The following is a 16,346-nucleotide window of genomic DNA, read 5'->3' as shown; positions in this document are numbered from 1 at the left end:
GGTCCGCGCCCGCCACGACGACGGGCGTTTGGTCCGCGTCCACCGTGGCCGCGCAGGGTCCCTTCGCCGTCGCCTCCACGCACGCTCCACGGAGGGGCAGCGCCGCCGAATATACTCGGCTTCACGCACCGGGCGGTGCGGACCGCATGGCGTTCATCTCCATCATTCATCGCCACCGCGCTCTTCTCTGGGAACTCCTGAAGCGCGAATTCGGCGAGCGCTATGCAGGCAGCGCCCTTGGTTGGCTCTGGCTGATGGCCCACCAGTTCTTCCTGGTGGCGCTCTATGTCTTCGTCTTCGCGATCGTCTTCCCGAGCCGCATTGCGATCTCCGTGGAGATGCCCCGCGACTATGTCACCTACATCCTGGCGGGACTCGTCCCGTGGCTGGCGGTGGCCGAGTCGCTCTCGCGAAGCCCCGGCGTCTTCGTGGGGAACGCCAATCTCGTGAAGCAGGTCGTCTTTCCCATCGATCTGCTCCCGGTCCGCGCGGTGCTCGCCGCAATGACCAGCCAGGGCGTGGCGCTGCTGCTGCTTCTGGGCTGGATGATCTGGCGCGGAGGTCACATTCCGCCGACCGTGCTCCTTCTGCCGGTGCTGCTGGTCCTGCAACTGGTGCTCCTCACCGGCATTTCGCTGTTGCTCGGGTCGCTTGCGGTCTACCTCCGCGACATCAAGGAGTTCGTGCAGCTCTTCGTGACCGCGGGTCTCTTCCTGGTCCCGGTGCTCTACCTGCCGGAGTGGCTCGATCGCCTCTGGCCTGGGGTCCGATGGCTGCTCTATCTCAATCCGTTCAGCTATCTCGTCTGGTGCTCGCAGGACCTTCTCTACTTCGGGCGCATTGAGCATCCGGCGTCGTGGGTGATTCTTCCCATCCTCGCGTGTGCCGCGTTCATCTTCGGCAGGCTCGTCTTCGAGCGCCTGCGTGTCGGCTTCGGAGAACACCTGTGAACGCCGCCACGCCCTCCGGAACCTCGCACGCGACCGTGCTGATGCCGCCGCCACCGCAGGACTCCTCGCCGATCATTGAGATCGAGGGTCTCTCGAAGTGCTACCGCGTCTATCCGCGCCCGCGCGATCTGCTCATCGAGCTCCTTCTGCGACGCAAGGCGCACATCGAGGCGTGGGCGCTGCGTGATCTCTCGCTGAACATCCGACGAGGCGAGGTCGTGGGCATCATGGGGCGCAACGGGGCCGGCAAGAGCACTTTGCTCAAGATCCTCATGGGGACGATGGCGCCGACCTCGGGTCGTGTCCAGATTCACGGCCGGATCTCGGGCATTCTGGAACTGGGCACGGGCTTTCATCCCGAGTTCACGGGGCGACAGAACATCATCCTCGGTGGCATGTGCCTCGGGATGTCACGGCAGGAGATTGAGGCTCGCATGGAGTCGATCATCGACTTCAGCGAGTTGGCGCGCGTGATCGACCAGCCCTTCAAGACCTACTCGACGGGCATGCAGGCGCGACTGACCTTCGCCACGGCTGCGAGCGTCGATCCTGATGTCTTTGTGGTCGATGAGGCGCTCGCTGTGGGCGATGCTCGATTTCAGCGCAAGTGCACCGATCGATTCCGGCAGATGGTGGCCGCAGGCCGCACGATTCTTCTCGTTTCGCACAACACCAACGCCGTCGTCACCCTGTGCACGCGCGCCGTGCTGCTCGATGGCGGGCGCGTGGTGATCAACGACACGCCACGCGTGGTTGCCAACGAATACCACCGGATGCTCTTCGGTGAGCGCGGCGCCCTCGAGGAGAGCGCGGGCATCGAGCCGAAGGCCGCATCTCCCAAAGCGGCGCCGACGGCCGCGCTCGAGAAGGTGTCTCCCGATGAGGGCGGCGCCGCGAGTGCCGCCGGCGCGGCAGCGGTCTCCTCGACGGACGCAGCGTCAACCGCCGCCCCGACCTCCACGCCCACGGGCGATGTCTCACCCTTCAAGTTCGGAGATGGCCGCGTGGAGATCGTCGACTGCGCCATCATCGGTCCCGATGGCCGCCCCACGACGCTGCTCCATCCCGGGGAGCGCGTGCGCTTCGAGATGACGGCCGTCTGCCACCGCGAGATCACCGACCTCGTCGCCAGCTTCTACATCAAGGACCCGCGCGGCGTCGAGATCCACGGCACCGACACGCAACTGCTGGAAGTCCCGCCTCCGCCCATGCAGGCGGGCCAGGTCTTCCGCGTCGTCATGGACTTGCACAATCTTCTGGGCGCCGGCGACTACCTGCTGAGCTACGGTCTCGGAGATTCCGAGGGCTACAAGTACGACTATCGGCATGATGCGCTCGTCTTTCGAGTCACGCAGAATCCGCGCATCTATCACGCCTGCAAGGTCGACCTCGAAGTCACCTATCGCTTCGAACTGATGGGCGCCCCATCGCTCTGACGCATCTCCTGCGATCCCATGTGTGGCATCAACGGCATCATTGATCTTCAAGGCTCACTCGGTGCAGCGCGCCTCGAAGCGATGTGCATCGCGATGCGCGACGGCATGCTCCATCGAGGTCCCGACGATGCGGGCGTCTGGACCTCGCCCGATGGCCGAGTCTCGCTCGGTCACCGGCGCCTGAGCATCATCGATCTGCGGCCCGAGGGGCGTCAGCCCATGGGCAACGAAGATGGCACCGTCCAGGTCGTCTTCAACGGCGAGATCTATGGCTTCCAGCCGCTGCGCGCGGAGCTTGAGCGGCAGGGACACCTCTTCCGGAGCCGCTCCGACACCGAGGTGCTGCCGCACCTCTTCGAGTCGATGGCGCCCGAGTCGATCGCAGCGAAGGTGAATCAACTCGATGGCATGTTCGCCTTCGCCGCGTGGAATCGACGCGAGGGTCGCCTCCTGCTCGCCAGAGATCCCTTCGGCAAGAAGCCGCTGTACTGGTCGTGCGAAAACGGCCTGCTCGCCTTTTCGAGCGAGCTTCACTGCTTTCAAGCGCTCCCGGGATTCCGCGGTGAGGTCGACCGCGACGCGCTCGCCGAGTACCTGATGCTCCAGTATGTGCACGCGCCGCGCTCCATCTGGCGCGGAGTCCACAAGCTCGAGGCGGGCTCCTACGCGCTCATCGACCTTCCCATGCTTGCCGAGCGTGGGGCGGTGTCGGGCGCGTCGGTCGCCGAGTCCGCGCCGCGATCTGAAGGTGTTCGCGCCACTCCAGCCCCGGCGATCCGGTCGCAGCGCTACTGGCGCTTCGAGGCCGTCGGCCCGCTGCGCCGACCAAGCGGGCTCTCTGAGGCCGATGAGGTTGAGCACCTTCGCACGCTGCTGCTCGCCGCAGTCGAGAAGCGGCTCATGAGCGATGTGCCGCTCGGCGCCTTTCTCTCCGGAGGCGTCGACAGCTCGCTGGTTGTCGCGATGATCCGCAAGGAGCTCGGCCGCCCGATCGACAGTTTCTCGATCGGGTTCGGCGGAACGCGCGACACGGAACACGAGTTCGCAAGGGAAACGGCCGCACTCCTCGGAACCACGCATCGCGACGAGGTCCTCGAGCCCGATGCGGTGGAACTCGTCCAGCAGATCGCCGGTGAGCTCGACGAGCCCAACGGAGATTCGAGCTGCCTTCCGACCTGGCTTCTCTGCCGCTTCGCCCGGCAGTTCGTGACTGTCGCCATCTCGGGTGATGGTGGCGACGAGCTCTTCGGCGGCTACGGTCGCTATCGCGACACGATCAACGAACAGGGGTTCGGTCCCGCCCGTTGGCGCGCGAAGGTCATCGCGATGCTCCGGGGACGCCACGCGTCGTCGCCGGCGGACGCCTACCTCTCGCCGCGCTGGCTCATCTGGATGCCCGAGGAGATCACACCGCTCATCGGCTCGATCCCCGCGCCGATCGCCGAGGAGCTGGCGGAGTGGCGCGCCCTGCTCGACGGATCGCAACATCCGCTGCTCCATCGAATGCGCACCCTCGACGCCAACACCTACATGCCGGGTGCCGTTCTTGCCAAGGTCGATCGCATGAGCATGCGACACTCGCTCGAAGTGCGATCTCCGCTGCTCGACAAGGCCGTTGCGGGTTTCGCGATGGGATTGAGCGAAGAGAGCTGCTGGCGCCCGCCCGATGAAACGAAGCGCATTCTGAAGACCCTCGCCGGTCGATACCTGCCCGAGTCATGGATGCGGCGCCGCAAGATGGGCTTCGGCCTTCCATCAAACGCCTGGAGCGCCCCGACACTCGTGGCGATGGCGCGCGATCTCCTTCTCTCGGGCGATGGCCAGGTGGCCGCGCTCGTCGATCGCTCGAACCTCTCGACGCTGGTGCAGCGCCAGGCCGATCCACAGAACTTCTCGATCTATCGGCTCTGGCCGCTGCTCGTGCTGGAGCTCTGGCTCCGACGCATGCACGCGCCAGCCGGGCACGCTCCTGCACCGAGAACCGCCGCCGCCGCCCACGGTCACCTCTCACACTGAAGAGCGCCGCGGCGCTCCGCTACCATCCGCCGCATGAAGGTGCTCGTCACCGGCGCGGCCGGCTTCATCGGATCGTGGACCGCCCAGAGACTGCTCGATCGCGGCGACGAAGTCGTCGGCCTCGACAATCTCAGCCCCTACTACGACCCCTCACTCAAGGAGGCGCGACTCGCGCGTCTCAAGCCCAAGCCGGGCTTCCGCTTCGTTCGACTGGACCTCGCCGACCGCGCGGGCATGGAGTCGCTCTTCGCGCAGGAGAAGTTCGACACCGTCGTTCACCTCGCCGCGCAGGCGGGAGTGCGATACGCGGTCGAGAACCCGCACAGCTACATCGACTCGAATCTCGTCGGCACGCTTCATGTACTCGAAGGATGCCGTCATCACGGCATCCGGCATCTCGTTTACGCGAGCACCAGTTCGGTCTACGGCGCCAACGCGCGGATGCCCTTCAGCGTGCAGGACAATGTGGACCATCCGCTCTCCCTCTACGCCGCGACGAAGAAGGCGAATGAGCTGATGGCGCACAGCTACAGCCATCTCTTCCGACTTCCGACGACGGGGCTGCGCTTCTTCACCGTCTACGGCCCGTGGGGGCGCCCCGACATGGCGCTCTTCAAGTTCACGAAGGCGATCCTCGCGGGTGAACCGATCGAGGTCTTCAACTACGGCAAGCATCGGCGCGACTTCACCTTCGTTGATGACATCGTGGAAGGCGTGGTGCGCGCGCTCGATCGACCCGCCGCGCCGGACCCGGCCTTCGACCCCATGGCACCCGACGCCGCCACCAGCAGTGCGCCGTGGCGTCTCTACAACATCGGATGCAGCCAGCCGGTGGATCTGCTCGTCTACATCGAGACGCTTGAGCGCTGCCTCGGGCGTACGGCGGAAAAGAAGATGCTGCCCCTTCAGCCGGGGGATGTGCCCGACACCTACGCCGATGTGACGGCGCTGGAGCGTGACATCGGCTATCGCCCGCGCGTGACGGTCGAAGAGGGCGTGCGGCGCTTCGTGGAGTGGTACCGTGACTACTACCGTGTCTGATCACGGCGCCCACTCCCTGCCGAGCAGCGAGGGTCGCCGCCTCGCGAGCATCGAGAATCCATCGCCGCAGGCACAGCGGCTCGCCTATCTCCAAGAGCTTCGCCGCATGTCGGCGCAGCGCTCGGGTGGCGAGGAGCCGCGCCGACGCCCGAGCTACTACCAGCGCGAGATCGTCCGCCTCTACCGACTGCTGGTGCCGCGGGGTGCCTCCGTGCTGGAGCTCTCGATCGGCGATGCGCCGCTGCTTCCGCATCTTGAACCCGCTCGCGGCGTGAGCGTGAACATGGAGTCGGGGGCTGTCGCTCGGGCGCGCGATCGGCACCCCGGGCTGCGATTTGAGACCGTGCCGTCCTACGACGAACTCGAGTCGATCGGGCAGGAGTCCTTCGACTTCGTGCTGATTCCCGACCTGCTCGTCGACCTCTGGGATGTGCAGGCGGTCTTCGCCGCAGTGCGGCGCTTCTGTCACTCCGGCACGCGTGTCATCATCAACAGCTACAGCCGACTCTGGCAGGCGCCACTGGCTGCGGCGCGGAAGCTGAAGCTGGCACGCCCGCGCCTCGGTCGAAGCTGGCTTGACCCGAACGATGTCAGGAACCTGCTTGCGCTTGAAGGCTTCGAGTGCTTCCGCTCCTTCAACGAGATCCTCTGCCCCCTTCCGATTCCGCTGGTCGAGCAGATCACCAATCGCGTGCTCGCCCGGCTCTGGCCGCTTCGTCACCTATGTCTTGCGAACTTCTTCATCGCTCGTCCGGCGCCCAAGCCTGCCGAGAAATCGATGCGTGTGACGGTGGTGGTGCCGGCCCGTAACGAAGCGGGCAACATTCGACGGCTCTGCGAGGAGATTCCCGAGATCGGCGCAGGCACGGAGATCATCTTCGTCGAAGGGAACTCCACCGATGACACTTGGGAGACGCTCGAGCGCACGGTGCCCGACTTCCCCGAGCGCTGCATCAAGCTTCTGCGCCAGCCCGGGCGCGGCAAGGGCGATGCGGTGCGCTGCGGCTTCGCGGCGGCCACCGGCGATGTGCTCATGATCCTCGACGCCGATCTCACCGTTCCCGCCGCCGACCTTCGGCGCTTCTACAACGCCATCGCCGAGGGCCGCGGCGAGTTCATCAACGGTGTGCGACTCGTCTATCCAATGCAGGATGAGGCGATGCGCTTCCTGAACCTGGTCGCGAACAAGTTCTTCGCTTTGGCGTTCAGTTGGGTGCTGGGCCAGCCCATCAAGGACACCCTCTGCGGTACGAAGGTGCTGACCCGACACAACTACGACCGTCTTGCGGCGAATCGCGCCTACTTCGGAGAGTTCGATCCCTTCGGCGACTTCGACCTCATCTTCGGCGCATCGAAGCTCAACCTGCGCATTGTCGACCTGCCGATCCGATACCAGAATCGCGTCTATGGCACGACGAACATCAGCCGCTGGCGCCACGGCATGCTTCTCCTGCGGATGCTCGCGCTCGCCACGCGACGGCTGAAGTTCGTTTGAATCGGCCTGGCTGCGACGCAGTGGTCCAGAGTCTTGAGTTCGGCACCGACCGAGTCGTCGATGGTGCGGAGAGTGCGGACGACGGTCGCGGTGAACGCCCGTGCGGAACGCGGCACCACGGGGGCGTCGAGCTCGGCTGAATCGCCACGGGCGGGGCGTTCGCGCATCACGGGCGCGGGGCCGGCTGCGGCAAGCGATCGGCAGGTACCGGCGCCACGATACGGCCGACTCGCACTCGACCGCCGTCGCGAAGGCGCACGGAGTCGACTCGCAGCACGGCGGCGCCGGAGTCGATCGCGTCGGCCGTGGTCCGATCGGGTGGAAGGGTAAAGACGCGCGCTCGCGACTGCGCGATGTCGTAGACGACGCAGAGGAGATAGGGCGTCTGAACTCGCTCAAGCGGCTCGCCGAACTCAATGAGCGCCCGTCGTGACGGGATCTCCGTCGGCTCAAGTCGCACAAGGTCAAGAAAGCGCTGGTCGACTGAACTCAGTTCACCCTCGGTCGCCACGAGCACCATATGGAGCGCCCGCTCGTTGCGGATCCAGTCCACTTCCTCAGCGCCTTGGTGCGGAAACTGATCGACCTCGAAGGTCCCTCGCATTGGAAGCGACGGCATCTGGCCGCCGCCGCGGATGACTCCGATGCCGACCACGGTCCAGATCGCAGCCGCGAGGATCGGCGCTCCCGCAGCGACCGCGCCGAGCACCTCGATCCTCCAGTTCAGATCCGTGACTGGCGAAGCTTCCGGCGTCGCGTCATCAGTTTCCGCGGCCTGCTCCTCGAGCGCTCCGGCCAGGGTGCCGCGCGCGATCCCCGAGGTCGATGCGCCTCGAGAGCGCAGGGCGCTGGCTGCGCTCAGGACCATGAAGGGCCAACTCACCGCGAGACAGCGCACACCTCCATCGCCGTAGATGATCGGCGCGCTGGCGAGGATGCCGAGCCACCCTGAGATCCAGAACCAGCGCTCCCAGCGCGGCGCTCGCAGCACCCCGATGAGCCCGAGGAGAAGCAAGGGCCACGCGCGCTTGAGAAACGCCACGCCATGTCGAGTCAGTGTGCCGACGGCTGTCCATGGCTGGGATCGGATCAAGCGCCACGACTCGCGATAGGCGAGCGCTGCGCGCTCCGCTTCACCTCCCGACTCACCCACTTCGCCTCGCAGCCACGCACTCGCCTCGTAATAGTCCGTTCCGCGCGCAATGCCAAGAAGCGTCCCGGCGAAGTTCGCGTTCGCCCGCGCTGCAGGGTCGGCCACCTTGGCGCGCACCGCGGCGTTGATACCAATGGCGGCACCCACACCGACGACGGCTATGACCGCGATCAACACGGCGCGCCAACGACGCGACGACGGCGCGACGCGACGCCTCGCACCCGGCCACCATGCCGCAACACACGCGCCGACCGCCACGGCGGGCAACATGAACATCGCTCCGGGGCGCACCATCATGCCGAGCGCAAGGAACAACATGCCGACTCCGGTCGCCACCGGCCCGACCCTTCGGTGCGCCGCGACCAGAAGCGCCGCCACGGCTGCGAGTCCGAGCGCCACCCCCAGCCCCTCGCTCTGCGTGGTCGGTTGCGCCACCGCCACCGGCACGATCATGAAGAGTCCAAAGATCGCTCCGGCGACGATCCCGAGGCGCTGCATGGCCACGCACACGGCGCCAGCCAGCGTGAAGGCAATGATGATCGACTGAAAGAGCAGCGCTCCGAGCAGATGATCTTGAAGGAGGACGAGACGCGCCGCGAGAAAGGCGCCATTCAACGGCCTCCGCGATCCCCACTCATCGAGCACCCCCTGCTGCATCAGATGCTGGGCCGCGCCCCAGTAGTCGAAGCCGTCACTCCATGGCAAGCGTCCCCCGAGCGCATAGAGATCAGACGGTCCTCCCGGCGGATGCGCCCATGTCCACGCAAGCATGAGCGGCCCCGCAACGACGAAGAAAAGCCATGCACCAATCAAGGCCCCCGCGCGGAATCTGCTGAAGCGCGGTGTCACGGGTGTTGAGGTCGAATCGAACCCAGGACGGTCCATGAAGTCCCTCGAAGAAGGCTCCGTCACGGCAATGAACTCTACCTCATTGGACCCTGACGGTACGCTCGCGCCGTGCGCGTGATGCATGTCATCAACTGCCTCTCCGTCGGCGGGACAGAGCGCCAATTGCTGCGACTGGCCGCCGCCCAGCAGGCCGACGGTGATGAGGTCCGCATCGTGACGCTGCTCGCGAAGGACACCCTTCGAGAGGAAGCCGAACGCGCTGGCTTGCGAGTCGAAGCCCTCGGTTTGCATGGAGCCCTCGCGCTGCCGCGCTCGCTCTCCCGATTGCGTCGGTCCGTGGCGGAGTTCCAGCCTGAAGTCGTGCAATCGTGGCTCTACTGGGCAAACCTCGCGTCACTGATCGCCCTGGGGCGACGCCGCAAGACCCGCGTGGCGCCAATCGCGTGGAACATCCGCCAGTCGCTGCCGAAGCGGGCTTCCGAGCGGCTCGCCATGCGATTGGCGATCAGGCTCGGCGCACGCTGGAGTCCCTTGGTCGATGCCCTCATCTTCAACGCCGAGGAAGCACGCCAGGATCACCACGCGGCGGGCTATCGCAATAAGCGCGAGATTGTCATCCACAACGCCTTCGACTCCGCCACCGCACCGCACGGCGAGGCGGCGCGGCGCGACGCCCGCCGACGACTCGGGATTCCGGACGATGCTCAAGCCATCGCCCACGCCGCTCGTTTCCACCCCATGAAGGATCACGCGGGCTTCTTGGTGGCCGTGGCGCCGCTGCTCGCGGCGCGGCGCGATCTCATCATCGTGCTCTTCGGTCGTGGTGTCACAGCCGAGGCGTGCGCCGAACCGCTCGCCGAACATGCCGCGCTGCGCGACGCCCATCACTCCGGACGGCTTCGCTTCGATGGCGAGCGCCTCGATCTTCCCGAGATCCTGCCCGCGTTCGACCTGCTGGTGTCTTCCAGCGCGTGGGGTGAAGCCTTCGCGAATGTGCTGGCCGAAGCGCTCATGGCGGAAGTGCCCGTCGTCGCCACGGACATCGGTGCGGCGAGGTCCATCGTGCAGGCCGCCGGTCGTGTCGTACCGCCGCGGGATACGGAGCAACTGCGCTCAGCGATCGCCGACCTGCTCGCGCGACCGCCTTCCGAGCGGCAGGCCCTTGGACGCCTCGGTCGCGAACACATCGAGCAGCGCTGGGGCGTCGAAGCTGTGCTCCACTCCTATCGAGCCGTGTGGGGAGAAATCACCCACGCGGCGGCCGATCTCAAGAATCCTGCGTGATTCCCCGTCATTGTGCGAAGTCATTTCCGGCTAGCCTTCTTGGCATCGCATGTGCGGGCTGGCAGGCTTCGTGGATTCCATTGGTTCTCTGAGTGACCCCGCCATCGTGCTGGAGGCGATGCATCGCTCCATTGCACACCGCGGACCCGATGACTCGGGAACCTGGTTCGATCGAGCCACGGGCATCGGATTTGCTCATCGTCGCCTCGCCATCGTCGATCTCTCCGCCGAGGGTCACCAACCCATGCTCTCCGAGCATGGTCGCTTTCGCATGGTCTTCAACGGTGAGGTCTACAACTTCAGAGAGCTTCGCGCGGCGCTTGAACCGCTCGGCCACCGCTTTCGCGGTCACTCCGACACCGAGGTGATGCTCGCCGCCTTCGAGGAGTGGGGTGTCGAGGCCGCCGTCCGTCGCTTCGTCGGGATGTTCGCCTTCGCGGTCCACGATGCGAAGGAAGGGCTGCTCCACCTCGTGCGCGATCGGCTCGGAGTGAAGCCGCTCTACTACGGCTGGATTGGCGATGGCGGACGCGATCGCGCGATCTTCGCCTTCGCGAGCGAACTGAAGGCGCTGCTTGAGATCCCCGGGTTCGAGCGACGCGTCGATCGAGATGCGCTCTCCTCCTACCTTCGCTTCGCCTATGTCCCGGGGCCTCGGACCATCTATCGCGGCATCTCGAAGCTCGTTCCCGGTCACCTCCTGACCAGGCGCATTCCGAGTGGCGAGACGACCCTCTCCTGCTACTGGAGCGCACGGGAGATGGCTCTCGCAGGGGTCAACGAACCACTGCAACTCTCGGACGCCGAGGCGGTCGAGGCGCTTGACGCCCATGTCTCCGATGCGATCTCACTTCGCATGGTGGCCGATGTTCCGCTCGGGGCCTTCCTCTCAGGCGGAGTGGATTCATCCCTCGTCGTCGCCACCATGCAGCGGCTCTCATCGAGACCGGTGCGCACCTTCACCATCGGCTTCGAGGACGCCGCCTACGACGAAGCGCGCTATGCCGAGCGTGTCGCCAGGCATCTCGGCACCGACCACACGACGCTCATGCTCTCCCCTGCGGAGACGATCGAGACCATCCCGCGCATCCCCGACCTCTACGACGAGCCCTTCGCAGACAGCTCACAGATTCCGACCTTTCTCGTGAGTCGACTCGCTCGCTCCAAGGTGACGGTCTCTCTCTCGGGCGATGGCGGTGATGAGCTCTTCGGCGGCTACAACCGCTACTTCCACGGGCACGGCATCTGGCAGCGCATGGAGAGGCTCCCGCTCGGCCTTCGTCGAGGCCTCGCCTCATTGGCCGACTGGATGCCCGAGCGACTCATCGACACGGTTGGCGGCGCCATCCGCCCTCTGCTCCCCAAGGCCTATCAGCAGAAACGACCCGCTCAGAAAGTGCGCAAGCTGGCCCTCATGGCGCGCTCAACATCGGGAGAAGCGGTCTACCGCAATCTCGTCTCGATGTGGCTCAACCCGGATCATGCGGTGATCGACGGTCACGAACCTTCGGACTTCATTCACGAGCCGGAGTTGCGTGCGCTCATGCCCGACATGATGCGCCAGATGATGTACACCGATCTCCTCACCTATCTGGTGGATGACATCCTGACCAAGGTCGACCGCGCCAGCATGGGCGTGAGCCTCGAAGCCCGAGAGCCCCTGCTCGATCACCGTCTCGTCGAGTTCGCGTGGCGCCTTCCGCTGCATCAGAAGATTCGCAACGGCCATGGCAAGTTCGTGATGCGTGAGCTGCTGGCGCGCTCGGTTCCGCGGGAGAACTTCGAGCGCCCGAAGATGGGCTTCAGCCTTCCGATCGATGATTGGCTCCGAGGTCCGCTCAGGGAGTGGGCGGAGTCGCTCGTGGAGCCGTCGCGCCTGGCGCGTGAAGGGTTCTTCCGCCCCGAATCCGTTCAGGCTGAACTGCGACGATACCTCTCCGGCCTCGCGGGGCATCCGCGGATCTGGGCAGTCCTCATGTTCCAGGCGTGGGTTGATCGATATCGCCCCGTCGGCTGAGCCTCATGCGATTCTGCCTCATTGGGAAGAACCCTGAGTATGTGCTGGCCTATCGGGGATCGCTGATTCGAGCTGCGCAGGCGCGCGGACACGAGGTTCATGCGCTGACCGCAGAGCGGGCGGTTCAGGCGGGCGACGATCCCGAGGGTCGCCTCGCCCAGGCGCGCACGCGCCTTACCAATACAGGCGTCACCCTCCACACCGTTCCGATGGATGGCGGTGGCACGAACCCGCTGCGAGACTTGGCCACGCGCCGTGCCATGCTCAGCGAGCTTCGATCGCTTCGTCCGAGCGCGGTGCTTTGCTACAACCCGAAGCCCGTGGCGTATGGCCCAGTTGCCGCGCGGCGTGCAGGAGTTGCACGCGTCGGGGCGATGGTGACTGGACTCGGCTATGCCTTCACGGGGAGTGGGCTGAAGCGCCGGCTTATCCGGGCCGTCGCCGCGCGCCTCTATCGCAAGGCGTTCAAGGCGTGCGATGTCGTCTTCTTCCAGAACCGCGATGATCTCGAACTCTTCACCCGCCTTGGCGTGGTGCCATCGGTCCGCGCGTCGGGGAGCGCCGCGGGTCATGCGCCTCGAATCGAGCTTGTGGCGGGTTCGGGTGTCGACCTTGAGCGCTTCGCCCAGGCGCCGCTTCCCGATCCGCCGACTGTGCACTTCGTGATGGTGGCCCGGCTCCTGCGCGACAAGGGCGCCTACGAGTTCGTGGACGCCGCACGACTCGTGCGAGCCGATGCTCCGAAGTGCACCTTCACGCTCGTGGGCGGGATCGATGACAACCCGACCGCCGTGTCGAAGCGCGACCTCGACGAGTGGCGCCGGGAGGGCGTGATCGCTCTTCCAGGCGAAGTCGACGATGTCCGCGACGCACTGCGCTCGGCCACCGTCTTCGTTCTTCCCTCGCATCGTGAAGGCACCAGCAAGGTGATGCTCGAAGCCATGGCGATCGGCCGGGCGGTGATCACCACCGACGCGGTCGGTTGCCGCGAACCGATCGAGCCGAACCGCAACGGCATGCTCGTGCCCGTGGGCGATGCCCGCGCCCTCGCCCAGGCCATGCGCACCCTCGCGCAGAATCGGCCTCTCGTGGAGTCCATGGGCCGTGAGAGCCGACGAATTGCGGAAGAGCGCTTCGACGCCCGCCGCGTGGATGACGCGATTCTCGACGCTCTGGGGCTCTGATTCTGCAGGCACCGCCATCGGCCACCGCGCCATGCAAGCGCTCGTACACTGTCGAGTTTCGTGACGCTCAAGCCCGTCAATCCGCTTGCGTTGCAGAGCCGTGCCACCGATGCGCCGCTGGTCCGGGCGCTCTGGTACCTCCTCGGCGTGACCGCCATGGTGGGCCTCGCCACGGCGGCGGCGTATGACATCACGCTCGACCGCTGGATCGGGCAGGCATGGGTCATGATCGTCGCCTCCGTTGCGGCATTTCTTGTCGCCGGCTTCTTCATCGACCGCGCCATGCGGTACCCGGGCACGCGAAGCGGTTTCACGGTGGTGCCCATCGTCATCGTCTGCTTCCTCTCGCTCTCGGGCCTCCTCCTTGCGTCGCGCTCCTACTACTCGCGCTCCTATGTCGCCGTGGCATTCGCGGTGACACTCCTCTGGGCGCTGCTTCGCTTCTATGCGCGGAGGAAGGATCGATCGATGGTGCTGGCCGTCGTGCCCGCCGGTGACACCACCATGCTCTCGCAGGTGCCGCATGTGACCTTCATGCACCTTCATGAGCCGACCGTCGATCCGCTCATGTCGCGCAACGGACGCGATCGAGCTCGTCTCGATGGGGTGGTGGCGGATCTGCACGCGCCGCTTGACGCCTCATGGACCCGATTCCTCGCCGACTGCGCCATGCGGCAACTCCCCGTCTATCACGCCGCCAGCGTCTATGAGGCGGCGACGGGGCGCGTCTCACTCACCCACTTCAGCGAGATTCACCTTTCGAACGCCGAGCCTCCACCGCTCTTCGGGCCGCTCAAGCGACTCATGGACATCGGGCTCTGCCTGCTGATTCTGCCTGTGGCGCTCCCGTTGATGATCCTCTCGGCTCTCGCCATCAGGCTCGACTCGAAGGGGCCGGCGCTCTTCTGGCAGCCGCGCGTGGGCCAGGGTGGGCGAGTCTTCCGCATGGTCAAGTTCAGGACCATGCGCCACGAGCCGCAGGACAACACTGCTCGCTTCGCCGCGCGGGGCGATGATCGAATCACGCGGGTGGGGCGCTTCCTGCGCTCCACGCGACTCGATGAGCTTCCGCAACTCTGGAACATCCTGAAGGGCGACATGAGCCTCGTCGGCCCGCGGCCGGAGCAGGTCGCCTTCGTGCAGCAGTTCGAAAGGGAGATCCCCTTCTATGGCCTTCGCCACTTCGTGCGTCCCGGTGTGACCGGCTGGGCGCAGATCGGCTCGGGCTATGCGAGCGATGTCAAGGGCACCATCGAGAAGCTGGAGCACGACTTCTACTACATCAAGTACCGCTCCATCGCGCTCGACATCTACATCCTGTATCGCACCGTGAAGACCGTCGCCACCGGATCGGGTGCTCGCTGAATGGGTGTGATTCCCCCGGCCTTGCAAGGGCGCGGCCGCCGCGCGATGGACCGCGAATGGGCGAGCGTGCTCTCGGCCTGCGAACGGCGCGATCCTGCGGGGCATGCGGTGCATCTGGCCTCGGGGCTTCTCTTCATGGCGGTGCTTCCACTGGGGACCGCGCCGGGCAACATCATGTCTGCCGTGTTGCTTGGAATCTTCCTCGCGCGGTGGCGAGTGACGCTGCCGCTCTTGCGCCCTCTCCTCGGCTGGACGCCGACGCCCGTGGTGATCGCGCTCGTCGCGTGGCTAGCCCTCTCCATCACATGGAGTCACGAGCCTGATCGGGGTGTTCACCTGCTGGGTTCGCTGCGAGTCTTCCTGCTGCCGATGGTGCTCGCGCCGCTGCTTCTTCGATCACATTGGCTGGCGGGTGCGTTGCTCGGCGGCATCACGCTTCAAGCGCTCGTGCAGTGCGGCGAGTATGCGCTCCACCGAGGCGCATGGAACTATGACGGCATGGCCCGTTTCGGCGGGTTCACGAGTGATCCGGGCAAGGCGGGACTATGGGATGCCATCGGTGTCTGCGGCGGTGCAGCCATGGCGCTGTCGATGGGAGCGCGGCCGGCCGCGCTTGGCCTCGTCCTGATGATGGTGAACCTGCTTGGCGCCGTCGCCAGCGGCACGCGACGCCAGCTCGCCGCGCTCGCGCTCGTGCTGCCCGCGCTCCTAGGCTGGGCGCTCATCATGCTGCCGGAGCGGCGGGCTCGCGTGGTCATCCTCGTGGTCGTGGGCGCGATCGCCTCACTTGCCGCGTGGCCCTTCATGGGTCCCTCGATCGCCGTCCGCCTGCGACAGACGACGGAGCAATTGCGCGGGCCGGTCGAATCGGCGCATGAAGGCGCGCCGCCAACAGGCCAATCGGATGCCCGCGATGCATCGGACAGCGCCTTCGCACCAGGCGCCGCCGAGCGATCTCCCGATGCCGCACCTGGAGCGATCCCTCCGCCCCCGATGGGAGGCATCGTGCACTACGACCTTCGCAGCTACTACTGGAGCGCCGTCCTTGACGGCTTCCGCGAGCATCCGTGGCGCGGGCTCGGACTGGGCAGCGCCGCCACCGCCATCCGCGAAGCGCGCCTTCGGCCCGAGATGGAGGCGTGGCTTCGCGTCGTGATCGACCGCGAGTATGCCGATCGCACGGCGGATGAGAACGAGCACGATCTTCGCTCCCGTCTCAACAGCAGCCATCCGCATTCGACCTGGCTGCAACTGCTCGCCGAGGGCGGAGTCATCGGTCTCCTTCTCGGGGTTCTGGCGTGGCTGCTGGCATGGGCATCCGTGCTCACGCGGACCATCGTGACACGAGGCCGCGATCCCCTGCCACTCGCGAGCGCCGCCGCCATTCTCCTCTGGGCGATCGGCGCCATCTTCGATGCCTCGATCAACTCGACGAGTCTCGGCTCCGTGGTGGTGCTTGCCATGCTCGGCGCCCTCGGATCGCCGACCGGACATGCCCAACGAGCCCTTCGTATCAACGGTTGACTCGCAATTGGTCTCTCCGCTGGAGGCGTTTC

The 16,346-nt window shown here is 66.0% G+C and carries 11 protein-coding genes; 10 read left to right on the top strand and 1 reads right to left on the bottom strand.

Going from position 1 to position 16,346, the window contains the following annotated elements; all coding sequences use genetic code 11:
- The first annotated feature begins 146 nt into the window (after nt 1-146).
- From KF724_01470 to KF724_01450, 5 genes are read left to right on the top strand one after another with little or no spacing between them, the layout of a single operon-like run.
- Nucleotides 147-950 (top strand): ABC transporter permease, encoded by an 804-nt coding sequence (locus KF724_01470; protein ID MBX3354349.1) that lies wholly within the window; start codon nt 147-149, stop codon nt 948-950.
- Entirely contained in the window at nt 947-2,386 is a 1,440-nt protein-coding gene (locus KF724_01465; protein ID MBX3354348.1) for an ABC transporter ATP-binding protein, read from the top strand. Before KF724_01470 ends, KF724_01465 begins: the two co-directional genes overlap by 4 nt.
- Nucleotides 2,387-2,404: 18 nt before the next feature.
- On the top strand, nt 2,405-4,402 hold the full coding sequence (asnB, locus tag KF724_01460; protein MBX3354347.1) for an asparagine synthase (glutamine-hydrolyzing): 1,998 nt from the start codon (nt 2,405-2,407) through the stop codon (nt 4,400-4,402).
- 24 nt (nt 4,403-4,426) lie between these two features.
- Nucleotides 4,427-5,443: an NAD-dependent epimerase gene (locus KF724_01455; GenBank protein MBX3354346.1), complete on the top strand. Its 1,017-nt coding sequence runs from the start codon at nt 4,427-4,429 to the stop codon at nt 5,441-5,443.
- Nucleotides 5,424-6,938 (top strand): glycosyltransferase family 2 protein, encoded by a 1,515-nt coding sequence (locus tag KF724_01450; protein MBX3354345.1) that lies wholly within the window; start codon nt 5,424-5,426, stop codon nt 6,936-6,938. Before KF724_01455 ends, KF724_01450 begins: the two co-directional genes overlap by 20 nt.
- 166 nt (nt 6,939-7,104) lie before the next feature.
- Here the strand turns inward: KF724_01450 and KF724_01445 are convergent, their stop codons facing one another.
- On the bottom strand, nt 7,105-8,940 hold the full coding sequence (locus KF724_01445) for a hypothetical protein (GenBank protein ID MBX3354344.1): 1,836 nt from the start codon (nt 8,938-8,940) through the stop codon (nt 7,105-7,107).
- Between the two features lie 108 nt (nt 8,941-9,048).
- Between KF724_01445 and KF724_01440 the strand changes: the two genes are divergently transcribed.
- Genes KF724_01440 through KF724_01420 form a run of 5 tightly spaced genes read left to right on the top strand, consistent with a single transcriptional unit; the run spans nt 9,049 to nt 16,314 of the window.
- The gene (locus tag KF724_01440) at nt 9,049-10,224 is read left to right on the top strand and encodes a glycosyltransferase (protein MBX3354343.1); all 1,176 of its coding nucleotides are present in this window, start codon (nt 9,049-9,051) and stop codon (nt 10,222-10,224) included.
- A gap of 49 nt (nt 10,225-10,273) precedes the next feature.
- Nucleotides 10,274-12,241, top strand: a complete 1,968-nt coding sequence (gene asnB / locus KF724_01435) for an asparagine synthase (glutamine-hydrolyzing) (protein ID MBX3354342.1) — start codon at nt 10,274-10,276, stop codon at nt 12,239-12,241.
- Between the two features lie 5 nt (nt 12,242-12,246).
- Nucleotides 12,247-13,425 (top strand): glycosyltransferase family 4 protein, encoded by a 1,179-nt coding sequence (locus tag KF724_01430; protein MBX3354341.1) that lies wholly within the window; start codon nt 12,247-12,249, stop codon nt 13,423-13,425.
- 60 nt (nt 13,426-13,485) lie between these two features.
- A complete protein-coding gene (locus tag KF724_01425; protein MBX3354340.1) occupies nt 13,486-14,790 on the top strand; it encodes a sugar transferase in 1,305 nt (434 codons plus the stop codon).
- Nucleotides 14,791-16,314 (top strand): O-antigen ligase family protein, encoded by a 1,524-nt coding sequence (locus tag KF724_01420; protein MBX3354339.1) that lies wholly within the window; start codon nt 14,791-14,793, stop codon nt 16,312-16,314.
- Nucleotides 16,315-16,346 lie beyond the last annotated feature (32 nt).

The organism is Phycisphaeraceae bacterium (genome assembly GCA_019636735.1).
Taxonomy (GTDB): Bacteria; Planctomycetota; Phycisphaerae; order Phycisphaerales; family SM1A02; genus VGXK01.
Note: the sequence above shows the minus strand (reverse complement) of the source record. Positions and strands in the feature narration are given on the sequence as shown.

Excerpts from the sequence above, each read along its gene's own strand:
- KF724_01470 (MBX3354349.1), top strand. The coding sequence starts at position 147 with ATGGCGTTCATCTCCATCATTCATCGCCACCGCGCTCTTCTCTGGGAA.
- asnB (MBX3354347.1), top strand. The coding sequence starts at position 2,405 with ATGTGTGGCATCAACGGCATCATTGATCTTCAAGGCTCACTCGGTGCA.
- asnB (MBX3354342.1), top strand. The coding sequence starts at position 10,274 with ATGTGCGGGCTGGCAGGCTTCGTGGATTCCATTGGTTCTCTGAGTGAC.
- KF724_01430 (MBX3354341.1), top strand. The coding sequence starts at position 12,247 with ATGCGATTCTGCCTCATTGGGAAGAACCCTGAGTATGTGCTGGCCTAT.
- KF724_01420 (MBX3354339.1), top strand. The coding sequence starts at position 14,791 with ATGGGTGTGATTCCCCCGGCCTTGCAAGGGCGCGGCCGCCGCGCGATG.